The organism is Vibrio sp. NH-7 (assembly GCF_053643215.1).
This window is the reverse complement of the sequence record NZ_CM132187.1, coordinates 2,133,603-2,154,730: the sequence shown is the minus strand read 5'-3', so window position 1 is coordinate 2,154,730 and position 21,128 is coordinate 2,133,603. Positions and strand designations below refer to the sequence as shown.

The 21,128-nt window shown below is 46.2% G+C and carries 22 protein-coding genes; 13 read left to right on the top strand and 9 right to left on the bottom strand.

The genetic code is table 11. The features are described from left to right. Positions 1 to 83 precede the first annotated feature (83 nt). The 4 genes from moaB to moaE are packed head-to-tail and all read left to right on the top strand — an operon-like array spanning position 84 to position 1,793. Entirely contained in the window at positions 84 to 596 is a 513-nt protein-coding gene (moaB, locus tag ACUALS_RS09850; protein WP_454448285.1) for a molybdenum cofactor biosynthesis protein B, read from the top strand. Positions 597 to 608: 12 nt separating this feature from the next. Next, positions 609 to 1,088, top strand: a complete 480-nt coding sequence (gene moaC / locus ACUALS_RS09845; protein WP_005473427.1) for a cyclic pyranopterin monophosphate synthase MoaC — start codon at positions 609 to 611, stop codon at positions 1,086 to 1,088. Beyond that, positions 1,085 to 1,330 carry a molybdopterin synthase sulfur carrier subunit gene (moaD, locus tag ACUALS_RS09840; RefSeq protein ID WP_454448284.1) on the top strand — a complete coding sequence of 82 codons (246 nt, stop codon included), beginning with the start codon at positions 1,085 to 1,087 and terminating at the stop codon, positions 1,328 to 1,330. The genes moaC and moaD overlap by 4 nt, the downstream gene beginning before the upstream one ends. Before the next feature lies 1 nt (position 1,331). Next, positions 1,332 to 1,793, top strand: coding sequence for a molybdopterin synthase catalytic subunit MoaE (gene moaE, locus ACUALS_RS09835; protein WP_454448283.1), 462 nt, complete (start codon positions 1,332 to 1,334; stop codon positions 1,791 to 1,793). Between the two features lie 50 nt (positions 1,794 to 1,843). On the opposite strand, the gene ACUALS_RS09830 is transcribed toward moaE, so the two are convergent. Then, positions 1,844 to 2,800 (bottom strand): diguanylate cyclase domain-containing protein, encoded by a 957-nt coding sequence (locus ACUALS_RS09830; protein WP_454448282.1) that lies wholly within the window; start codon positions 2,798 to 2,800, stop codon positions 1,844 to 1,846. A 168-nt stretch (positions 2,801 to 2,968) separates the two neighbouring features. Here ACUALS_RS09830 and ACUALS_RS09825 point away from each other — a divergent pair, with 168 nt between their 5' ends. The 4 genes from ACUALS_RS09825 (at position 2,969) to udp (ending at position 7,086) form a co-directional block, all read left to right on the top strand. Next, the gene (locus ACUALS_RS09825; protein WP_454449246.1) at positions 2,969 to 3,100 is read left to right on the top strand and encodes a nitrate/nitrite transporter NrtS; all 132 of its coding nucleotides are present in this window, start codon (positions 2,969 to 2,971) and stop codon (positions 3,098 to 3,100) included. A gap of 106 nt (positions 3,101 to 3,206) precedes the next feature. Next, complete coding sequence (locus ACUALS_RS09820; RefSeq protein ID WP_005473424.1) at positions 3,207 to 3,623, top strand: CBS domain-containing protein; 417 nt, start codon at positions 3,207 to 3,209, stop codon at positions 3,621 to 3,623. Between the two features lie 132 nt (positions 3,624 to 3,755). After that, positions 3,756 to 6,062 (top strand): zinc/cadmium/mercury/lead-transporting ATPase, encoded by a 2,307-nt coding sequence (locus ACUALS_RS09815; protein ID WP_454448281.1) that lies wholly within the window; start codon positions 3,756 to 3,758, stop codon positions 6,060 to 6,062. 265 nt (positions 6,063 to 6,327) lie between these two features. After that, positions 6,328 to 7,086, top strand: a complete 759-nt coding sequence (gene udp, locus ACUALS_RS09810; protein ID WP_005473409.1) for a uridine phosphorylase — start codon at positions 6,328 to 6,330, stop codon at positions 7,084 to 7,086. A 90-nt stretch (positions 7,087 to 7,176) separates the two neighbouring features. On the opposite strand, the gene ACUALS_RS09805 is transcribed toward udp, so the two are convergent. The 3 genes from ACUALS_RS09805 to metG all read right to left on the bottom strand — a co-directional run bounded on the left by ACUALS_RS09805 (position 7,177) and on the right by metG (position 10,858). Further along, complete coding sequence (locus ACUALS_RS09805; RefSeq protein WP_038193337.1) at positions 7,177 to 7,656, bottom strand: YehS family protein; 480 nt, start codon at positions 7,654 to 7,656, stop codon at positions 7,177 to 7,179. A 134-nt stretch (positions 7,657 to 7,790) separates the two neighbouring features. Then, positions 7,791 to 8,603, bottom strand: a complete 813-nt coding sequence (locus ACUALS_RS09800) for a hypothetical protein (RefSeq protein WP_039627600.1) — start codon at positions 8,601 to 8,603, stop codon at positions 7,791 to 7,793. A 194-nt stretch (positions 8,604 to 8,797) separates the two neighbouring features. Continuing rightward, on the bottom strand, positions 8,798 to 10,858 hold the full coding sequence (gene metG, locus ACUALS_RS09795; RefSeq protein ID WP_334475498.1) for a methionine--tRNA ligase: 2,061 nt from the start codon (positions 10,856 to 10,858) through the stop codon (positions 8,798 to 8,800). A 156-nt stretch (positions 10,859 to 11,014) separates the two neighbouring features. Between metG and apbC the strand changes: the two genes are divergently transcribed. From apbC to ACUALS_RS09780, 3 genes are all read left to right on the top strand, one after another. Continuing rightward, positions 11,015 to 12,088, top strand: a complete 1,074-nt coding sequence (gene apbC, locus ACUALS_RS09790) for an iron-sulfur cluster carrier protein ApbC (protein WP_038213452.1) — start codon at positions 11,015 to 11,017, stop codon at positions 12,086 to 12,088. A gap of 246 nt (positions 12,089 to 12,334) precedes the next feature. Beyond that, positions 12,335 to 12,976 (top strand): uridine kinase, encoded by a 642-nt coding sequence (gene udk, locus ACUALS_RS09785; protein ID WP_005473367.1) that lies wholly within the window; start codon positions 12,335 to 12,337, stop codon positions 12,974 to 12,976. Positions 12,977 to 13,124: 148 nt separating this feature from the next. Continuing rightward, complete coding sequence (locus ACUALS_RS09780; RefSeq protein WP_454448280.1) at positions 13,125 to 15,245, top strand: AsmA family protein; 2,121 nt, start codon at positions 13,125 to 13,127, stop codon at positions 15,243 to 15,245. A gap of 112 nt (positions 15,246 to 15,357) precedes the next feature. On the opposite strand, the gene ACUALS_RS09775 is transcribed toward ACUALS_RS09780, so the two are convergent. After that, on the bottom strand, positions 15,358 to 16,989 hold the full coding sequence (locus tag ACUALS_RS09775; protein ID WP_454448279.1) for a methyl-accepting chemotaxis protein: 1,632 nt from the start codon (positions 16,987 to 16,989) through the stop codon (positions 15,358 to 15,360). Positions 16,990 to 17,238: 249 nt separating this feature from the next. Beyond that, complete coding sequence (gene cobO, locus ACUALS_RS09770; RefSeq protein WP_454448278.1) at positions 17,239 to 17,844, bottom strand: cob(I)yrinic acid a,c-diamide adenosyltransferase; 606 nt, start codon at positions 17,842 to 17,844, stop codon at positions 17,239 to 17,241. Between the two features lie 105 nt (positions 17,845 to 17,949). Here cobO and ACUALS_RS09765 point away from each other — a divergent pair, with 105 nt between their 5' ends. Then, positions 17,950 to 18,408 (top strand): low molecular weight protein-tyrosine-phosphatase, encoded by a 459-nt coding sequence (locus ACUALS_RS09765; protein WP_454448277.1) that lies wholly within the window; start codon positions 17,950 to 17,952, stop codon positions 18,406 to 18,408. Here ACUALS_RS09765 and ACUALS_RS09760 read toward each other — a convergent pair. The 3 genes from ACUALS_RS09760 to sodB form a co-directional block, all read right to left on the bottom strand. Further along, positions 18,405 to 19,067 carry an SDR family oxidoreductase gene (locus tag ACUALS_RS09760; RefSeq protein WP_005473351.1) on the bottom strand — a complete coding sequence of 221 codons (663 nt, stop codon included), beginning with the start codon at positions 19,065 to 19,067 and terminating at the stop codon, positions 18,405 to 18,407. The genes ACUALS_RS09765 and ACUALS_RS09760 overlap by 4 nt on opposite strands. Positions 19,068 to 19,277: 210 nt before the next feature. Next, on the bottom strand, positions 19,278 to 19,781 hold the full coding sequence (locus tag ACUALS_RS09755) for a VC2046/SO_2500 family protein (protein ID WP_038213469.1): 504 nt from the start codon (positions 19,779 to 19,781) through the stop codon (positions 19,278 to 19,280). A gap of 133 nt (positions 19,782 to 19,914) precedes the next feature. Continuing rightward, a complete protein-coding gene (gene sodB / locus ACUALS_RS09750) occupies positions 19,915 to 20,499 on the bottom strand; it encodes a superoxide dismutase [Fe] (RefSeq protein WP_004748456.1) in 585 nt (194 codons plus the stop codon). Between the two features lie 272 nt (positions 20,500 to 20,771). Between sodB and ACUALS_RS09745 the strand changes: the two genes are divergently transcribed. Continuing rightward, a complete protein-coding gene (locus tag ACUALS_RS09745) occupies positions 20,772 to 21,110 on the top strand; it encodes a Grx4 family monothiol glutaredoxin (protein ID WP_005473328.1) in 339 nt (112 codons plus the stop codon). Positions 21,111 to 21,128 lie beyond the last annotated feature (18 nt).

The following is a 21,128-nucleotide window of genomic DNA, read 5'->3' as shown; positions in this document are numbered from 1 at the left end:
ACTGACAACACGTTATTATCTTTATCTTGGTTAAGCGTTGTACTTGGCCAAATCAGAACAAATTGACTACAGGTAGGTGAACAATGGGTCACGCAGAGAGCAAATTTCAACCAGCAAACATTGCCGTATTGACGGTATCTGACACACGTACCGAAGAAAATGATACCTCGGGCGGCTATCTTGTTGAACACGCGAAAGAAGCAGGTCACAACGTTGTGGACAAGCAGATCGTCATCGATGATATGTACAAAATCCGCGCGATTGTTTCTCAATGGATCGCTGACGATAATGTTCAAGCCATTATGATTACAGGTGGTACAGGCTTTACCTCGCGTGATAGCACGCCAGAAGCGCTGAAACCACTGTTCGACAAAGAAGTGGAAGGATTTGGTGAGTTGTTCCGTATGGTGTCATACGAAGAGATCGGTACCTCGACGATTCAGTCACGCGCGATTGCTGGATTTGCTAACCATACGGTGATTTTTGCTATGCCAGGGTCAACGGGCGCTTGTCGCACGGGCTGGACGAAGATCATCAAGCAGCAGCTGGATGCAAGCCATCGTCCATGTAACTTTATGCCTCACCTATCGGTATAAGTGAGGGACAGTATGAGCGAATTTACGCACATCAATGCGTCGGGCGAAGCCAATATGGTCGACGTGTCAGCGAAAGCAGAAACCGTTCGCGAAGCGCGCGCTGAAGCCTTTGTCCACATGGCTCCTGAGACATTGCAGTTGATTGTTTCTGGCTCTCACCATAAAGGGGACGTGTTCGCGACGGCTAGAATTGCCGGTATTCAGGCGGCGAAGAAAACATGGGATCTGATTCCGCTTTGCCACCCATTGCTGCTTTCTAAAGTTGAAGTACAACTTGAGGCGATTGAAGCTGAAAACATGGTTCGAATTGAATCTGTGTGTAAGCTTGCCGGCAAAACGGGTGTTGAGATGGAAGCGCTCACTGCGGCTTCGGTTGCGGCGCTGACTATTTACGACATGTGTAAAGCGGTGCAAAAAGACATGGTGATCGGTCAGGTTCGTTTGCTCGAAAAAACAGGTGGAAAGTCAGGACACTTTAAGGTGGATGCATGATTAAAGTACTTTTCTTCGCACAGACTCGTGAACTCGTAGGCGTGAATGAACTCGAAGTGGAGAGCCAGTTTGAGACAGTAGAAGCGCTGCGTGCTCATCTTGCGACACAAGAAGGCAAGTGGGATCTTGCTCTTGAGCCTGGCAAGCTGCTTGCTGCGGTAAACCAATCTATTGTGCCGCTTGATCACTCGTTAACCGAAGGAGACGAAGTCGCCTTTTTCCCTCCAGTCACGGGTGGCTAACATGGATAAGCGTATTTCTGTTCAAACGGCAGATTTTTCTGTCGGCGCCGAATATGACGCGCTTGCGCAAGGCACTTCAGCTGGTGCGGTTGTCACTTTTACGGGTAAAGTTCGCGATATGAATTTGGGTGATAATGTCACTGGCTTATCGTTAGAGCACTACCCAGGAATGACCGAAAAGGCGCTGGGTGATATTTGTGATCAAGCAGAGCAGCGCTGGCCAATCTTGAACATGCGTGTGATTCATCGCGTTGGGGATTTGGATATCGGCGATCAAATTGTATTTGTTGGCGTGTCTAGTGCCCATCGTGGCGCTGCTTTCGAAGCGTGTGAGTTTGTTATGGATTATTTGAAGACCAAGGCTCCGTTTTGGAAGAAAGAGCGGACAACCGACGCGATACGCTGGGTTGAGTCTCGCGATTCAGATGCCAAAGCCGCCGAGCGTTGGACAGAAAAAAAATAAACTGACCATGCCTTTGATGAGCCCTCCCTTCGTGGAGGGCTTTTTTGATTTCACGTAAGCTGGTGGATGGTGCCGCGCTGCTGATTTTTTGCATGAAACAGCGCTTTATCGGCCAATGCTACAATCTTTTCTGCGGTGGTATGGGTGTCGGTTGCCTGATTGAACTTGATGCCAATGGTGATGGTCAGGTGATTTGCGACAGTTGATGCCTCGTGGGGAATGCTCAAATCCAAAATTGACTGCCTGAGCATTTTAGCCCGCATGAGGGAGTCGTCTTGGCTGAGTCCTGATAGATAGACAAGAAATTCATCCCCTCCGTAGCGAAAACAGAGATCATTGGAACCTGCCCAACCTTGAATCGCTTGGCCGATGGCGATTAACGCGCGATCGCCTTGTATGTGACCATAGTGGTCGTTGTACTGCTTAAAGCAATCGATATCTATCATCAGAATGGCGGAATGTGTCTGGCGTAGGTGAGTTAATTCAATGGCATCAGGCAATAGCACATCGAGTGCGTATCGATTGTACAGTTGGGTCAAATGATCCATGTAGGTGAGCTTTTCAAGTTCAAGCTGTTGGCGAGCCAATGTATCGAGTGCGCGCTTGTACTCAGTGATGTTTCTTACTGTCCAAAGCACCAGCTCGGTATTGGGTAGCGGGATCACGAGCGCACTAAAGTGCTGAACATCGGTCGGCCCTTCGACACCGTCGAAACAAGACAAATCTTTGGGATCGAGCGAATATTCAAGTTCCGCGGGTTTTTGGCTTTCTACGACGTCTACGATCACCTGGCTAAACCATACCGCTTTGTCTGCCGGAAGTACTTGGTATTGCGTAAGACCTACCAGCGCGTCTGGATTGTGATGGCGTTTTGTATCTCTGCCGCCCCACGCCTCGACATAAATCCCTGATTTATTGATCAGAAAAGTAGGTTCGGGCAACGACTCAAACACCGAATTGATCATGCTTGGATTCGTGGCAATCGCCTTTGAAAAAGTAGAATTCACTCAGCCCGCCTTTACTGGTTTTCTCAATCCTACCTATAGTTTAGACAGTTTAGAGTACATCGTGATCATACGGAGGTTGTATTTGTGAGTGCTCAAGTGATTAAAAGGTCAATAATTATTGCTGTGGTGGTAGGGACTCTGCTCAACCTTATCAATCAAGGGGACGCAATGGTCTCAGGATTAAGCCTGAACTGGTTTAAAGTGATTCTAACTTACTGCGTTCCTTTTGCTGTTTCCCTTGTAAGCAGTTGGTTTACACAACGAGAAACCGAGAAGAAAAATGAGTCACTAAAAAGTTGATAGGTAATAGCAATTGTAAAAATTGGTGATTTCCATTTAGTAAAATCAAGAAATTAGACAACAATTACAGTATCAGCAGCGTAGCTTGCACGTTAAGGAGACATAAATGGAATCATTAAAAGTAAAAGACTACATGACACTGCAAGCAGTGACGTTTTCCCCTGATATGTCATTGAGTGCCGCTTTAGAAAAGGTACTCGACTCTCGTTACCTAGGCGGTCCGGTGATTAATGATAAAAAAGAAGTCATCGGCTTTTTATCAGGACAAGACCTACTCGATAAACTGATCAAGGTGTCTTACTACTGCCAAGATACTCACATTGTATCTGACTGTATGCATTCGGAAGTGCTGTCGGTGACGTCTGATACATCCATCATTGAATTAGCGGAAATGATGACAGTCGGTAAGCCTAAGGTCTATCCAGTAATCGATAATGGGAAGCTTGTCGGCATTATTACTCGTCGAGATGTGCTTCGAGCGATTGGCAAAAACATTGATGACTGTTTTAAGCACCCTGTATAGCGAGGCGTGCCTAGCGATATGAAAGGCGCCTAGTGCGCCTTTTTTCGTTCTCTCCAATTCGTAAAAAGTATTTGACCTTGGAGTCGACTCTAAGGTTTAAGATGAAGGTATATAGAAAAGGGAGATACAATTATGTGCACCAAACATAACGCCTGCCGCTCTAGCAAAATTGCGGTCAATCCTTCACAAGTGGGTTCTTGTTCTAGCCCGAAAATTGTCAGTATACAGATGGCAGGAGTGCCACAAACCGAATCAGACTGTTGTGGCTCCAATACTTGCAGTAGCGGTGGCGATCCGTCTGATGAAGAAAGTGAGTCCGGTGCTTCGATAGAGGCTACCTATACTCACAGCTGGAAAGTGAATGGGATGGATTGCCCATCTTGTGCGCGAAAAATCGAAACTGCAGTTAGCAAGATTGAAGGCATTGTCGAAGCAAAAGTGTTATTTGCCACCGAGAAACTGGTGGTGAAAACCAATCACCAAAACGTTGCCCAACACGTGGAGAACGCCATCCAAGACGCGGGCTTTTCATTCTCGAGCCCAACCAAACCCGAAGCAGCGAAAAAGCAGGGGTTAGCCAAACTTATCGATGGCAATGGTCAAATCCTAAGTATCGCCATCGCGATGTTGGTTGCTGCGCTTATCAAGCCTACTTTGCCTCAAGTAAGTGAGTGGTTATTCGTGCTTACCTGCTTGGCGGGTCTCTATCCTATTGCTAAAAAGGCCGTGTCATTGGCGAAATCGGGCACGCCTTTCGCGATAGAAACACTCATGAGTGTTGCCGCTCTTGGCGCATTGTATCTTGGTGAAACCGTTGAAGCTGCCATGGTTTTGCTGCTGTTTTTAATTGGCGAACGTTTAGAAGCGTTTGCTGCGTCTAGGGCACGAAGCGGCGTTCAGTCTTTGATGGAATTGGTGCCGGAAAACGCGATTCAGATTATTGACGGCCAACGAGTGGAAGTCTCGGCCAGTGAGCTGCAACCCGGTGATATTATCGAGGTTTCGCCCGGTGGACGTTTGCCCGCTGACGGTCAGTTATTGGGTGAAGTGGCGAGCTTTGATGAGAGCGCACTTACCGGAGAATCACTACCCGTTGAGCGTTTTGAAGGTCAGTCAGTCATGGCTGGCGCGGTGGTGGTTGATCGGGTGGTACGTTTTGCTATCACCTCTAAGCAGGGCGAAAACGCTATTGATCGAATTCTGCACCTTATTGAAGAAGCCGAATCTCGCAAAGCACCACTAGAGCGCTTCCTTGATAAATTTAGCCGCTGGTACACACCATTAATGATGGTGGTGGCGCTACTTGTCATTATTACGCCACCTTTGTTGTTTGCTCAGCCTTGGGAAACATGGGTGTATCGCGGGCTGGCGCTGCTTCTGATTGCATGTCCTTGTGCCTTAGTGATATCGACGCCTGCAGCCATTACATCTGGTCTCGCGGCGGCGGCTCGTCGAGGGGCGCTGATCAAAGGTGGCGCAGCACTTGAACAGTTGGGCAAAATAGAAACGGTAGCGTTTGATAAGACTGGAACCTTGACCAAGGGGCAACCAGAGGTGACTGACATATTGCCTCTAAACGGCTGGAGCGAACAACAACTTCTCGGAAAAGTGGCGGCGATTGAAGTTGGGTCAAGCCATCCTCTTGCAAAGTCCGTGGTACGCAAAGCGGATTCTCTCGGAATTGATATTGTAGAAGCACAAAGTAAGCAAGCGCTGGTAGGAAGTGGCGTTCAAGGTTATATCGAGGGGATTCTTTACCAAGTGATTGCGCCAAGTAAGCTGACGATGACACTTGACCCTGATATTGACAACCTGATTGGTCAATTGGAAGCGCAAGGTAAGACTGTGGTTGTTGCGACTGCTGGAGAGAGCCAAGTGATTGGGCTTATCGCTTGGCAAGATACGCTGCGTGATGATTCAGCTCAGGCGGTCAAAGCTCTCAAGGCGTTAGGTATTAACGCCGTCATGTTGACGGGCGATAACCCTAGAAGTGCCTCAGCGATCAGTTCAATGATCGATATTGACTACAAAGCAAGCCTGCTGCCGCAAGATAAAGTGACTTATGTTGAGCAGCTCTCGGCCAATGCCAACGTGGCGATGGTGGGGGATGGCATCAATGATGCGCCCGCAATGAAAGCCGCCAGTATTGGTATTGCGATGGGCGGAGGCACCGATGTGGCATTGGAAACAGCAGACGCTGCGATCACCCATAACCGTTTATTGGAGTTGGCAGCGATGATTGAACTCTCGCGTGCAACACTTAACAATATTCGACAAAACGTTGCGTTAGCCTTGGGTCTTAAAGGTGTGTTTCTTATCACCAGTTTGCTTGGTATTACAGGACTTTGGGTGGCTGTGTTGGCTGATAGTGGCGCGACGGCGATCGTGACACTCAATGCGTTAAGGTTGCTTAAATTTAAATCGAGCCAAGACGCATAGTCATCCACGTTTCATTCATCTGCACAATAACCCTCCCATTTGATGAGAGGGTTATTTTTTATGCAACTTACGTCGCCAATTTGCTAAAAAGTGTGATGCAAACCGGTTTTGCTTGCAATGTCATAATTTGTTACTCATGTAGTTGTGAGTTGCATCACTCTTTATTTTTGAGGAGTTGGTTAGAGTATTCCTGTACCCGATGAATTTATAGAGTGAAACCGGTGTTCGAAGAAAGAACGGATTTCACCTCAATAAGGAGCCCCCTATGTCTCAAGCTGTATTCCACCTAGGTGTTACCCAAGAAGATCTTGCTGGTGCAACATTAGCGATTATTCCTGGTGATCCTGCGCGTGTTCAAAAAATTGCTGAAGAAATGGAGAACCCTGTTTTTCTAGCAAGTCACCGTGAATACACGCTTTACCGAGCTGAGCTTGAAGGCAAGCCAGTTGTCGTTTGTTCAACCGGTATCGGCGGTCCTTCTACATCTATCGCAGTTGAAGAGCTAGCTCAACTTGGTGTTCGTACTTTCCTACGTGTTGGTACAACTGGCGCGATTCAGCCTCACGTAAACGTGGGTGATATGATCGTATCAACGGGTTCTGTTCGTCTAGATGGCGCGAGCTTGCATTTCGCTCCAATGGAGTTCCCAGCAGTAGCAGATTTTGAAGTTGCTACAGCGATGAAAGCCGCGGTTGAGGAGTCTGGCGCAACAGTGCATATGGGTGTTACTGCTTCAAGCGATACCTTCTACCCAGGTCAAGAGCGTTACGACACTTTCTCTGGCCGCGTTGTTAAGCGTTTCCAAGGTTCGATGCAAGAATGGCAAGACATGGGCGTACTGAACTTTGAAATGGAGTCAGCAACGCTGCTTACTATGTGTGCAAGCTCTGGTCTGAAAGCAGGTTGTGTCGCGGGCGTTATTATCAACCGTACGCAGAAAGAGATCCCAGATCACTCAACGCTAAAAGAGACTGAAGCACGCTCAATCAAAGTGGTTGTAGAAGCGGCTCGTAAAATGCTATAAGGCTCGCGCGAGTTAACGCTACCCAATAGAAAAAACCTCAATCATGGGCAGTCAGATTGAGGTTTTTTAGTATTCAAATTCAGCGGTCAGTTACGCAACAAACTCTTCTGAATCTGGGCGGTTGGTAAACTGCACGCCGTGTAAGAAATCGCACAGCAGTTGATCGTCACACGCTTTGTAATTCTTATTGTTCGGTTTGCGGAAGTAAGCACCAACCTCATATTTGCTTAAGCTCACGCCCATTAACTCCAGTACGTCTAGTACATCTTCCGCTTTCATGTTAAGCGCGATACGCAACTTCATAAAAATCATGTTGTTGGTTAGCTTTTGTTCAGGCTTAGGTTGTTCGCCTTCTTTTTTCCCACGCTTTAGGTTGATAAATCCGTTTAGAAATAGCGCCAGTTCTTTATCTTTCATTTTCGTTGCCGACTTATCAGAGTCAGCTTTTAACCAGTCATTGACTTGGTTAGGTGCGATAGGTGAATCCACTTGCTCAAACGCCTTTACGATTTGTGCAGGTTTGAGATTCAATGAATGTTGGATACGGCGCAGGATTTCGTTGTTAGTCACAGTGGGTGCTCTTATGTCTATGAGGTCGAGTTGACCAGGTTTTGTCGGGGAGGACTTTAGCAAAGTTGTGTCATGGTGGATAGCGAGAAATTGGGCTCAAGCCGAGATTGGCCTGAGCCCTAAAGTCGTAGAGATTAAGCGAGCGTGATCTTAGGCAGTGGCTGATAGAGGCTTTCAGTCATCTCCGATAGCATTTGATCATATACCTGCGAGATGATTAATGAGATATCCGTCGTTAATTGGTACAGGTCATCATTGCTTGCGGTAATTGTGTCACTGGCGTGGATTTCAGTGAGAATATGCATGGCTTTGGAGCTTGTCGGAGACGCAACCGATAGCGGACTCACCAAGGAGAGCTGGTTGAGCTTGCGCTTGGTTTTGTCGCAGTAGTATTTCACGCGCAGTTCTCCTTCTGGGTAGCTCCTGTCTTGAATCGAGATTCTTAGCTGAGTGAGCACTTCCATGCTATCAAGTACTTGCTGCCAATTCATATGGTACTCATCGCTGACGTCTTCGCGTCCGGACTCAATCAACCAAGCGATGGCTATCTCGTCCATTAAAAACATGCAATGGCGAATGGTTTTGCCATGAATCACTTGGTTACGAGCAACGCTTCGTTGATCCCAATCTTTATATAGCGACTTTAGCTTCAGTTGGAGAATGCGATACATGGGCTTGTTTTCAAACGGCGCATTGGCAATCAATTGGTTGGAATAATCGAGCATAGCGTCGCAAACACCATCCAATTGCGCCTTCACGGCTTGTGTTTGTTGGTTCGAAAGGGCTTGATGAGTCAAGGATCTGTGCTTTCGGCACAGCTGCATCAGCTGTCTAAGTAAAACTAGTGTGTCGAACTTACGTTCTAGACCGCTGTGGCGCTGACGAGAAAAGTGGAAAAGTGCCGCTAAAACGGCCAATGAAACAATCAGTGAATAGACAACAAGCATAACCAACTCCTTGTAATGGTTTACCTATTAAGTGGTAGAGCAGATTTGGTGCCATAAATTTACTTGTTATTATTCAGTGGTTTATGTTTTTATTTGAGAGGGTGATTGAACTGTGATGGTGCAGAGAGCACCGTTGTAGGGAGTAAAAAAAAGCCCCACTTAAAGAGCAGGGCTTTCAATTGGTTGGTTTGTGATTACATCACACGCATGCCTGGCTGTGCGCCTTCGTGCGGCTCAAGAATCCATAGGTCACTGCCACCTGGGCCAGCGGCTAGGATCATGCCTTCAGACATACCAAATTTCATCTTACGAGGTTTTAGGTTCGCTACCATTACGGTTAGCTTGCCTTCTAGCTCTTCAGGTTTGTACGCTGACTTGATGCCAGAGAACACCTGACGAGTTTCACCGCCGATGTCTAATTGGAACTTAAGCAGCTTGTTTGCTTTTGGTACTTCTTCACACGAGATGATGCGCGCGATACGCATATCAACGGCTGCGAAAGCATCAAACTCAATCTCTTCTGCGATAGGATCTTTGTCCAGCTCAGTTTGGCTTGCTTTGTTCTTTGCTGCTTCTGCCGCTTCTTTTGCTGCAACTTCTGCTGCTGCGTCTTCTTTAGACGCTTCAACCATTGCTTCAACCTTCTTAGGATCGATGCGGTTGAATAGCGCTTTGAACTTAGTGATCTCATGACCAGTCAGCGGAGCAGCAATACCTTCCCAAGTGAGTTCTTCGTTAAGGAAAGCTTCAGTGCGTGCAGCAAGTTCCGGCATCACTGGTTTTAGGTAAGTCATCAGCACGCGGAATAGGTTGATACCAACAGAACAGATGTCTTGCAGATCTTGGTCTTTACCTTCTTCTTTCGCCACAACCCACGGTGCTTTCTCATCAACGTATTGGTTTGCTTTGTCTGCTAGGGCTGTGATTTCACGGATTGCACGACCAAACTCACGAGTCTCGTAAAGCTCTGCGATGCGGTCAGCCGCGTCTGCGAACTCTTTGTACAACTCTGGCTCTGCGAAGTTAGCTGATAGCTTGCCTTCAAAGCGTTTAGTGATGAAGCCAGCGTTACGTGATGCTAGGTTAACAATCTTGTTTACTACGTCAGCGTTTACGCGCTGAGTGAAGTCTTCAAGGTTAAGGTCTAGGTCATCGATACGGCTGTTTAGCTTAGCAGCGTAGTAGTAACGCAGACACTCTGGGTCTAGGTGATCTAGGTAAGTAGCCGCTTTGATGAAGGTGCCTTTTGATTTAGACATCTTCGCGCCGTTCACCGTTACGTAGCCGTGTACGAATACGTTATCAGGCTTACGGAAACCGCTACCTTCTAGCATTGCAGGCCAGAATAGAGAGTGGAAGTAAACAATGTCTTTACCGATAAAGTGGTAAAGCTCAGTTGTGCTGTCTTTTTTCCAGTACTCATCGAAATCTAGGTCATCACGCTTGTCACATAGGTTTTTGAATGAACCCATGTAGCCGATAGGGGCATCTAGCCACACGTAGAAGAACTTGTCTTTTTCACCTGGGATCTCGAAACCGAAGTAAGGCGCGTCACGAGAGATATCCCACTGTTGTAAACCAGACTCAAACCACTCTTGCATCTTGTTTGCTGTTTCTGCTTGAAGCGAGCCAGAGCGAGTCCACTCTTTTAGCATGCTTTCAAACTGAGGCAGGTCGAAGAAGAAGTGCTCAGAATCTTTCATTACTGGCGTCGCGCCAGAAACTGCTGATTTCGGATCAATCAGTTCAGTCGGGCTGTACGTCTCACCACAGTTATCACAGTTGTCGCCGTATTGGTCTTCAGACTTACACTTAGGACAGGTACCTTTTACGAAACGATCCGGTAGGAACATCTCTTTTTCAGGGTCAAATAGCTGAGAAATCGTACGGCTTGAGATGAAGCCATTTTTCTTAAGCTCTAGATAGATGTGAGAAGCTAGCTCACGGTTCTCTTCTGAGTGCGTGCTGTGGTAGTTGTCGAAGCTAATATCGAAGCCAGCGAAGTCTTTTTGGTGTTCTTCACTTACTGCAGCGATCATCTCTTCTGGCGTAATTCCCATCTGTTGTGCTTTTAGCATGATTGGTGTGCCGTGAGCATCGTCAGCACAGATGAAGTTTACAGTGTTGCCACGTAGGCGTTGGTAGCGAACCCAAATGTCAGCTTGAATGTGCTCAAGCATATGACCTAGGTGAATCGAACCATTAGCGTACGGAAGGGCACAAGTTACCAGCAGTTTTCTTGGATCGTTTGCCATACTTAATAATCGCTTCTAATGATGTATAAAAAATAGAGAGTAATACTACCTTATCCCACCAGTGACTCCAAGGCATCAAAGACCGGAATACCTTAGTTTTTTCAGGGTTCAGTATCGGCTGGTGGAGTGTTACGATTGGATGCATAAGGAGGACCTATGCGTCAGTTCACTTCAAAGCAAGATTTCTGTGATTGGTTAAACCAATTTGAGCATTCAAGCCTAGCGCCTGAATGGGCATCAACACCCAATATTGTCTCGGTAGCGAGCCATGGCTTTAAGATTCAACTGCCTTTTGCTGCCAACCAGTTAGATAAAGATCTGGCTGAGTGGATTTCGTCTCAGCAAGCAAAAGGGGAAGTTGCTGCTTTTCATTGCGACATTGAGGTTTCACCAAAAGCGTTGCAAACCAATGTTGCCGCAGAAGTTAAAGGGGTAAAAAACATTATCGCGGTGACTTCGGCAAAGGGAGGCGTAGGGAAATCAACGACGTCCGTGAACCTTGCGTTGGCCATCGCGCGCTCTGGCGCCAAGGTTGGCTTGCTCGATGCCGATATCTACGGACCGTCAGTGCCGATGATGCTAGGGCAGATGAACGCAACCCCTGAAGTGAGAGACAATAAATGGATGCAGCCGATAGCGTGCCACGGTATCTACACTCATTCGATTGGTTACCTTGTTTCCAAAGATGAAGCGGCTATTTGGCGTGGCCCGATGGCAGCAAAAGCCTTGGCTCAATTGCTTAATGAAACCGAATGGCCTGATTTAGATTACCTTGTCATAGACATGCCACCAGGCACTGGTGATATTCAATTAACACTTGCGCAGCAGGTTCCTGTTACAGGGGCGGTGATTGTGACGACTCCGCAAGATTTAGCATTGGCAGATGCGCGCAAAGGCGCAGCCATGTTCAATAAAGTTGACGTTCCAGTGATTGGCTTGGTCGAGAACATGAGTTACCACATCTGCAGCCACTGTGGTGAGAAAGAGCACATCTTTGGTGCGGGCGGGGCAGAGAAAATGTCAAATGAGTACGGCCTCGATCTGCTCGCTCAAGTTCCGTTGCATATCCATGTGCGTGAAGATATCGACAACGGCAAACCAACCGTGGTTGCAAGACCAGACTCAGAGCATGCAATCTGTTACTTAACCTTGGCCGAGTCCGTGTGTTCTCGAATGTTTTGGCACGGCACGCCCAAGCCTGAATCCATTCAATTTACCATGGTTGAGTAAGGGTGAATGCCGTAGAAAAGAGCGCTTTTTGAGCGCTCTTTTTTGTTCTTATTCTTTGTAATCGTTTGCGTTGGGCGTTTTTATTCCAATTCCTAAATTGAGCCGAATCACAACTAGTAACTGCAGACCGAACTCCCTATAATCAGGCGGTTTACCTAAAATTGTCCTAGTACACAGCGCTCACAGTAGCGAGCACTGCTAGTATTAGCTTATGACACCAATCAACATTCATCGGGTGCAAGAATAATGTCTGATAATAATCAATGCGTCATCGTCGGTATTGCTGGCGCGTCTGCTTCTGGAAAAAGTTTAATCGCTAGCACTATTTACAACGAACTGCGTGCAAAAGTGGGCGATCATCAAATTGGTGTGATTACGGAAGATTGCTACTACAACGATCAAAGCAAATTGAGCATGGAGGAGCGTGTTAAAACGAACTACGACCACCCGAGCGCACTCGATCATGACTTGCTTTGCGAACATCTAGAGAGCTTGGTAAAAGGTGAAGCGGTTGAAGTTCCTGAGTACAGCTACACTGAGCACACTCGTACTGACAATACGACAACCATGACACCAAAGAAGGTGATCATTCTTGAAGGTATTCTTCTGTTAACTGACCCTCGTCTACGTGACTTAATGCACGCAACCGTATTTATGGACACACCACTAGACATTTGCTTGCTTCGCCGTGTTAAGCGCGATGTTGAAGAGCGTGGTCGTACAATGGACTCTGTACTTAAGCAGTATCAAGAAACAGTACGTCCAATGTTTATGCAGTTCATTGAACCATCAAAACAATATGCAGACATTATTGTTCCACGTGGCGGTAAGAACCGTATCGCGATCGACGTATTGAAAGCGCACATCGCCAAACTACTGCGTGCTTAAGCAATCACGAAGACTTTATTTTTTATGAGATAAGTGGCACTTTAGGTGCCACTTTCTTTTTATGGTCCTTAGAACGACGAAGTGATCATTTATACTTGGGATTGTGTCCTGGACAGCAGGATCAATTCACACAGCAAGGATAATGCGAATGAAGAAACTGTTCCTTTTTGTTGCCATCCCCATCATTGCTATCTTGGGGGCGATTCTCGCTCTCGTGTTACTGGTGAACCCAAATCAATTTAAACCGATGATTATTGAGCAGGCAAAGACTCAAACGGGTTTAGAGTTGGTCATTGACGGGGACATTAGCTGGCAATTTTTCCCATCGATTGGTCTAGAGTTAGGCCAAACAGAGCTAAGAAACCCACAAGGCTTTAGCAAACTCAATATGTTTAAAGTTGATAGCGTGGTTATTGATGTTTCAGTTACGCCGCTATTCAACAAGCAACTCGAAATTGGCAATGTTGTTCTGGATGGTGCGCAGGTATCGCTAGAAACACTCAAAGATGGTCGTAAAAACATTGATGCGTTGACGAAGGCTCAGTCAACTCAAGCACAAACGGCAGAATCATCTACTCAAGAAGCCCCTTCAACGACAGAGCCAAGCGCCACGGAAACGGCGTCAGCAACGTCTGATTGGTCGATTCAATTAGCGGGTGTCACCATCTCTAATGCTGGCGTTGAAATTCAAGACCTACAGGCGGGGAGTTTTACCAAGCTTTACGATGTTAATCTCAGCTTATCTGAGTTCGCGTTTGATGAATGGGTAAAAGCCGACTTTGGCGCGAAAGGTGAGACGAATCAGCAAAAGTTTGCCGCCAGTGGCCATGCTGAATTCCAGCTTGCAAAGGGCTTTGCCAAATACGCACTGCGCAATATTAAGTTAGAGAGCAGCTTTAGTGACGCCACGACGAAAATGGACACGATCAAACTGTCACTAGACACCTTTGAATTTGATGCTGCTAACTCGTTGAGTTACGAAGTTAAAGGCAAAGCGGCGGATCTCAGCATTGATATGACTGGCGCAGCCACATTAACGGTCGATGAAGCGATCAGCAAAGTCGTGCTCGATAAAATGAGTTTGGATGCCAGCTTTGAAGGGGATGCGCTGCCGCAATCACCAATGAAAGTCGCCATGGCTTCAGACTTAACCTTTGATCTCAATAAGAGTCACTTGAGTTTTGTGCTCGAATCGCTGACGGCGAATGCCTTGGTGTTTGATGGTAAAGCGGACGTGACGTTAGCAGAGATTCCTAAAGTTCGTTTCGCGTTACACAGTCCAAATATCGATTTGGATGAATTTCTTGGTTTGGGCCAAGCCTCACAAGATAAGGAGCAAGCCCCAAGTTCTGGTTCAGGTGATTCAAAGCCAGCCACGCCAGCAGAAGAGGTTGAGCCGGATTTATCTGCATTGAAGACCTTAGATGTAAAAGGTGACATGACGATTGATAAATTCAAGGCAAACAATGCTCACCTACAAAATGTTAAAGCGAGCTTCTCGGTTAACCGTGGTATCGCGGAGCTAACCTCATTCAGCTCTAACCTTTATCAAGGCTCGATTACTGCTAAAGCAAAGCTAGATGCACGTAAGAGCCCTGCGACGTACACCGTGGAAAAACGGATCAAGGGCGTTAAAGTTCAGCCGCTACTTAAAGACGTGGCTGACAATGACATGCTTGAAGGTACGGGCAATATTACGGTGGATCTCAAGGGCGAAAGTCTCACGCCAACAGGGATTCAAAGTAACCTAGTTGGAACGATGGTCATCGACTTTGCCGATGGTGCGGTCAATGGTATCAACGTCGCTCAATTGATTCGTGAGAATTACGCCAAAATCAAAGGCGAAAAGTTCGATGATAAGGAAGGCGTGCAAAAAACCGACTTCAGTGCCATGAAAGCAACCTTGAAGCTGAATAAGGGTAATGTTTCGACCAATGATTTGACCATGCACTCGCCACTTCTTCGTATTCGCGGTAACGGTGAAGCCAACTACATCCAGCAAACGGTTGATTTTACCGTCAGCACGTCGATTGTTGGCTCATTGGAAGGTCAAGGCGGTAAAGACATTGACGAGCTCAGAGACATTACCATCCCGATTAATATTTCGGGCAAGTGGTCTGAGCCGAAATATAAGCTGGTATTTGATGATGTCTTAAAGCAGAAAGCGGAGAAAGAGATTGACCGCGGCGTTGAAAAACTCACCGACAAAATCAAAGATGAGAAGACCAAAGACGCGGTGAACAGTTTGATCAAGGGGCTGTTCAACTAACGTGTACCCGTATCAAGGTTATTTCATAAGTGTCAGTTCAGATTAGATCTGACACTTCCATTTGTCTTGATGTGCATGAGAAAAAGGTCACCACTGTGACCTTTTTTTATGTTTACACTTTAAACTCGTCAACCTGCCTGTTGAGTTCATCACTTTCGGTGCCCAGTTGTCCGCAAAGCTCATCTGCATGATTGAGCATCTGAACCATTTCTCTGTTATTGGACGCGATTTGCTGAATGTTTTGATTTATTTCTTCACTGACCGCAGATTGCTGAGTTGCAGCAGCAGCGATCTCAGTATTCATTTGGTTGATTTTCTCGATTGAATCTCGAATCACGTTTAAGGATTGGGAAGCCGAGTTCGCGATAGCAATTGTTTTTTGACTACTGGTTTGGCTCGACTGCATCGCCCCTACAGCACTTGTCGCGCCTGACTGTAGCCTTTCTATCATGGTTTGGATCTCACCGGTACTTTGTTGAGTGCGTCCGGCTAATGAACGTACTTCGTCAGCCACTACAGCAAAGCCTCGACCTTGCTCACCTGCACGTGCCGCTTCAATTGCCGCATTTAAAGCCAGTAAGTTGGTTTGATCCGCAATATCACGAATGACATCAAGTACGGAAGCAATATGGCTCACATCCACATTCAGTAAGTTAACCACCTCACTTGCTTGGCTAATTTGCTCGGACAGTTCGCTAATTGAATCAAGTGCTTGCTCTATCGTAAGGTGGATGTTTTCCGTTTCACTACTGGCTTGATGGCTAAACTGAGCTGCCTCATTCGCATGTTGGCTCACATTATGACTTGTTGCTTGCATTTCATTCACCGCGGTTGCGACCACCTCACTTTCTCTATGCTGAGATTGGCTAAACTCAGTTGTATTCGTTGTCGCTTGTTTTAAACCATTCGCAGCGTGCTTCACCTTGGCAGAAGATCCCATTACATGGGTTACAGTCTGTTGAATTTTAGCGACAAATACATTGAATGACTCGGCTAATGAACCAAGTTCATCACGACTTATTACGTCTAGTCTCCGTGATAAGTCACCTTCCCCCTGAGCAATGTCTGCCATTGCAGCTTCGATACGATTGATAGGGTGAACAATAAACCTCATTGTTGTCCATATAGTGATCAGTACGGTTAGCAGCGTGACAATCATAGAGACAATCACCACGCGTTCATTCGTTACGATAGATTCTTCGACTCGCTGTTTTAGTCGTAACTGTTGCTCATCAATCGAGTGACTAATGATTTTTAGCTGCTTACGAATAATCTTAAACTGGCGACTGAACTCGGCTGCATTGCTCTCATAGTAACGAGCGGCCAGTTCGGGTTGATCAATCATTGGCTCATACAAACTCACCCAAGAACGTGTAGCACTTAACAGGGTATTAAGCTCTGAAAGCTGTTGAGCGGGTAATATATTGTGTTCAAATAGGGTTTTAAGCTTAGCCATTCTTGGTTCTGCCCGATATGCGTTGTCGGCGAACTCATTTTGGTGGTATTTAACTTCTGCTTGGGTTTGTGCTTGAGCGATACCATTAGCCGCAACCATCACTTGGTATAAGTCCCGATAAGCATCTTGCAAACTATCAATCGATGGCTGCACAACATTGTTTAGCTGGGCATTTAGAAAAGCTTGCTTGCTACTTTGTAAATAGGAAACGGTGGAGCTAGCTACGACACTGGTGAGAATGACCAGCATGGGTAGCAGCATCTTTTTAGAAATAGACAACTGAATCATCAAGAGACCTTATTACATCATGGAAACGATAAGTGATTAGCGTAACCGTGTTGGTCATTGATAAATAGAGACAGAGTGTGATCGCCTATCTGTCTTGTTGTATATGAATATTTATAGTTGAGTCATAAATGACTCAACTGAGAGTTTTTACACAATTGAGTCAATAATTATGTTCTGTCGGTAAGAGTATGTTGCTTATTTGTCCAGGGACTCAAGAGGTTGACTGTCTGTTGTTTTCTGCCAATAACATTACCAATCAACGCCTTTCAATGCTTTCACTCCGGACTCAAAGGCATGTTTGACGTTTTTCACTTCCGATACTGTGTCGGCCATTTCAATCAGTGTGCGGTGGGCACCACGACCGGTAATCACGACAGATTGCATTTTCGGGCGATTTTCCAACGCTTCGACCACTTCATCCAGCTCGATGTAGCCGTAGCTCAACATATAAGTCAGCTCATCAAATAAAATGACGTTAATCGATTCATCTTTGAGCATACGCTTACACTCTTGCCAGACGAGCTGAGCTGCTTCTGTATCTGCCGCTTTATTTTGTGTTTCCCATGTGAATCCTGTAGCCATGACTTGAAACTCTACGCCTAACTTTTCCAGCAAGTTGCGCTCGCCGTTATCCCAAGTGCCTTTGATAAATTGGGCAACGGCACATTTTTGTCCATGACCTACGGCGCGAGCAATGGTGCCGAAACCAGACGTCGACTTTCCTTTGCCGTTACCCGTGATCACCAAAAGTAGTCCTTTTTCTTCTTGAGCTGCCGCGACTTTAGCATCGACTTTCTCTTTTACTTTTTGTTGTCTTGCTTTGTGACGGGCGTCTTTGTTGTTTTCTGCTGTCATGGGAAATCCTTTTTTAAATCATCATTCTGTGGCTATCATAGCGCATCACAGCAGACTCAAACACCTGCGAATCTTAAGGACAAAGGTCGAAATGGAGAGAGGGCAATGAAAAGAATTTTAGTGGTGTGCATGGGCAACATTTGCCGATCGCCAACCGGGGAGGCGATTCTCCGAGCTAAGGCCAAGGCGCGCGGCGTCAGTGTAGAGGTCGATTCTGCTGGAACTATCGGTTACCACCAAGGAAACCCGCCCGATCCACGATCTAAAGCCGCTGGGGAAAAGCGAGGCTACTCATTTAAAGGCATTCGGTCCAGAAAAGTTGTACCAGCAGACTTTGCTGATTTTGACCTGATTTTAGCAGCCGATCGTGCAAATTTAGACGATCTTATTGCAGAGTGCCCTAAGCATCATCAACATAAGCTCAAGCTGTTTCTGAGCTATGCAGCGTCAAACTATGATGAGATTCCCGACCCTTATTATGGAGGCGATCAAGGTTTTGAGTTGGTGTTAGATTTGATCGAAGAAGCGAGTGATGGTGTCCTTGATGCTATCGAGAATAACTAAGCTGCCATAACTCGACCGCTAAAGTAGTCGTTAGAGACAATGTATTCAGTATTGCGGATCAATTCATCTTGAATTTCGGCCCAATGCATTGAGTCATGCTCAACGGCTGGAACCACACCACCAACGCGAATATTAAATGGCGTCAACTGTTTCGCCCAGCTTTGGGTAAATCCTGCCACCATGGACGTTGCATTGTCTAGCCCAGACAAGTCTTGGTAGTCATTGTGAGAGATCACATTGACAATCACGCCATTTTTCTTCTCTTCACGCATTCTCTCTGCCGTGGCTTGCCCAAAGGTAAACAGGGTTGCGGCCATAAAAGAGAGGCGTTGAGTGAACACATCGCTAGCAGATTGATCAAAAATGTTCGGCATCGCTTGTACTGTGATCGCATTGATCAGCACGTCTGGAGAACGCTGAACTTGATGATCAATAAAATCAAATAACGCCTGAATTGAATTCATTGAATGGTCAGGAATCGAAAATTGGTAGATGTCTTTCGAGATGTCCGAGCAAAGCTGATAAGTTTCTGATAATTGGGGAGTCTCTTTATCGCAAAGTACGACCGTAGCCCCAAGTGAAGCAAAGTGGCAAGCCATTGTGCTACCGAGTTGGGAACCTGCAGACGTTACAAGAACGACAGAACGATTAATATTCATTGGTATTTCTCCCTGAAACCAATCAATAAGATGTGTTTGAATAGCATGGTTGATTAACTGTTATTAAGTTGTGAATGACGTCAAATTAATCCATTGCTTCACATAGGAATCGGCGTTTCTTTGCGGTCATTCACATTAAATGATTGGTTTAGTGAACGAGCAAACAAACTGAGCAGGCAAGTTTGTGATCTTAATAAAGAAAGGGGTGCACTATGCTTGTGCAGAAATCTGAAAACTGCGTTGCGCTGAGATCAACTTATTGTATAAATCAGCAGGCATGAGTTGTTTTGGCTCTTTTTCGCCCAATTGTCGACGTTGATGGCCGGAAAGGTTGTGGTAAACCTCTTCTGGTAGGTCGTGGGTATCTTCAGGTAGATAGGTCAACGCATCCGGTTTGAGGTAGTGGCTGAGCTTGGCGCTGGGTAACCCCGCACTATGGAACAAGCTCGCTTGGGTGGCCGAAATGTCGTAGGAGCTTTGATCGGAGCGCAGTGGCTGAGGCTCGGGAAGCTCAAAGCGTTGGCGTAGGACATTTTCTGTCAGTTCAGGTTGTTCTATTTTTTCGACAGGTGTGTTGTCTCGCACATCGTCAGAAAACATCGACAAAATAAGGGCAAAGTCAGCTCTGCGACCTTCGTGGACGGCGTGGTTGATACCCGTGCCGAACTGAAGCTCGTTGATAATGCTCGCTTTGTCTAAAGTATGGATTTGCATACATGCCCTCATCTATTGCTTTTATAGCGACGATAGGCAGCGAAACTTTAGCGAAATTGCTGTTAAGAAAAGAAAAAAGCCAGCTAAGTGCTGGCTTTTTAAGCGACTAAATTTTAAATCCTAGGGGAAAGGATTATTTTGCTAGGTTTTCAGCAACGAAGTCCCAGTTAACCAGTGCCCAGAATGCATTCATGTAGTCTGGACGAACGTTACGGAAATCGATGTAGTAAGCGTGTTCCCATAGGTCAACAGTTAGAAGTGGAGTCGTACCTTCTTCTGTTAGTGGCGTTGCAGCGTTAGACGTGTTAACGATCTCTAGAGAGCCGTCTGCTTTCTTAACAAGCCAAGTCCAAGAAGAACCAAAGTTGTTGATTGCAGAATCAGTGAACTTCGCTTTGAACTCTTCGAAAGAACCGAATGCTGCGTTGATTGCATCTGCAACAGCACCTGTTGGTTCGCCACCTGCGTTAGGCGCTAGACAGTGCCAGTAGAATGTGTGGTTCCAGATTTGAGCTGCGTTGTTGAATACGCCACCAGTAGAAGTTTTGATGATCTCTTCTAGTGATTTGCCTTCGAACTCAGTACCAGGGATAAGACCGTTTAGTTTAACAACGTAAGTGTTGTGGTGCTTACCGTGGTGAAAATCTAGAGTCTCAGCTGAGATATGTGGTTCTAGTGCGTCTTTTGCGTAAGGAAGAGCTGGTAGTTCAAATGCCATTGCTCGATTCTCCGTTAATATGAAAGAGTGAAGACCCTTTCGATTGCTTCCAATGTTATTTGTTATTCGTGATCGTTAGAAAAATAGATCACGGTCATTGTGCTGACTTGCGCTCTAGTTTAGCAATTTTTTGCCTTATTAAAAGCTTAGCTAGGCAATTTCTATATGAAATTTCATTATGGTCTAAAACCCCATGTAGATTGGGCTTTTTATTCTCTACCAATGGTTTAGAATGTCTGGATAACTTGCAGTAACTCCATTAAGAGGAAGCAATGGAAACTATCGACAAAATCAAACAGCAAATTGAAGAGAACGCGATCCTTCTTTACATGAAAGGCTCGCCTAAGCTACCTAGCTGCGGTTTCTCTTCTCAAGCGGCACAAGCTCTGATGGCATGCGGCGAGAAGTTCGCTTACGTAGATATCCTACAAAACCCTGATATCCGTGCTGAGCTTCCAGCGTACGCACAATGGCCTACTTTCCCACAGCTTTGGGTTGAAGGTGAGCTGATTGGTGGTTGTGACATCATCATCGAGATGTTCCAAAAAGGCGAACTACAGCCAATCATCAAAGAAGCCGCTGCTCGCGCTGAAGGCGGTGAAGAGGCGTAATCCGCTTCTTTGATGCTG

Coding starts and splice junctions, on each gene's coding strand:
- moaB (WP_454448285.1), top strand. CDS start 84: ATGGGTCACGCAGAGAGCAAATTTCAACCAGCAAACATTGCCGTATTG.
- moaC (WP_005473427.1), top strand. CDS start 609: ATGAGCGAATTTACGCACATCAATGCGTCGGGCGAAGCCAATATGGTC.
- moaD (WP_454448284.1), top strand. CDS start 1,085: ATGATTAAAGTACTTTTCTTCGCACAGACTCGTGAACTCGTAGGCGTG.
- moaE (WP_454448283.1), top strand. CDS start 1,332: ATGGATAAGCGTATTTCTGTTCAAACGGCAGATTTTTCTGTCGGCGCC.
- ACUALS_RS09825 (WP_454449246.1), top strand. CDS start 2,969: ATGGTCTCAGGATTAAGCCTGAACTGGTTTAAAGTGATTCTAACTTAC.
- ACUALS_RS09820 (WP_005473424.1), top strand. CDS start 3,207: ATGGAATCATTAAAAGTAAAAGACTACATGACACTGCAAGCAGTGACG.
- ACUALS_RS09815 (WP_454448281.1), top strand. CDS start 3,756: ATGTGCACCAAACATAACGCCTGCCGCTCTAGCAAAATTGCGGTCAAT.
- udp (WP_005473409.1), top strand. CDS start 6,328: ATGTCTCAAGCTGTATTCCACCTAGGTGTTACCCAAGAAGATCTTGCT.
- ACUALS_RS09800 (WP_039627600.1), bottom strand. CDS start 8,603: ATGCTTGTTGTCTATTCACTGATTGTTTCATTGGCCGTTTTAGCGGCA.
- metG (WP_334475498.1), bottom strand. CDS start 10,858: ATGGCAAACGATCCAAGAAAACTGCTGGTAACTTGTGCCCTTCCGTAC.
- apbC (WP_038213452.1), top strand. CDS start 11,015: ATGCGTCAGTTCACTTCAAAGCAAGATTTCTGTGATTGGTTAAACCAA.
- udk (WP_005473367.1), top strand. CDS start 12,335: ATGTCTGATAATAATCAATGCGTCATCGTCGGTATTGCTGGCGCGTCT.
- ACUALS_RS09780 (WP_454448280.1), top strand. CDS start 13,125: ATGAAGAAACTGTTCCTTTTTGTTGCCATCCCCATCATTGCTATCTTG.
- ACUALS_RS09775 (WP_454448279.1), bottom strand. CDS start 16,989: ATGATTCAGTTGTCTATTTCTAAAAAGATGCTGCTACCCATGCTGGTC.
- cobO (WP_454448278.1), bottom strand. CDS start 17,844: ATGACAGCAGAAAACAACAAAGACGCCCGTCACAAAGCAAGACAACAA.
- ACUALS_RS09765 (WP_454448277.1), top strand. CDS start 17,950: ATGAAAAGAATTTTAGTGGTGTGCATGGGCAACATTTGCCGATCGCCA.
- ACUALS_RS09760 (WP_005473351.1), bottom strand. CDS start 19,067: ATGAATATTAATCGTTCTGTCGTTCTTGTAACGTCTGCAGGTTCCCAA.
- ACUALS_RS09755 (WP_038213469.1), bottom strand. CDS start 19,781: ATGCAAATCCATACTTTAGACAAAGCGAGCATTATCAACGAGCTTCAG.
- sodB (WP_004748456.1), bottom strand. CDS start 20,499: ATGGCATTTGAACTACCAGCTCTTCCTTACGCAAAAGACGCACTAGAA.
- ACUALS_RS09745 (WP_005473328.1), top strand. CDS start 20,772: ATGGAAACTATCGACAAAATCAAACAGCAAATTGAAGAGAACGCGATC.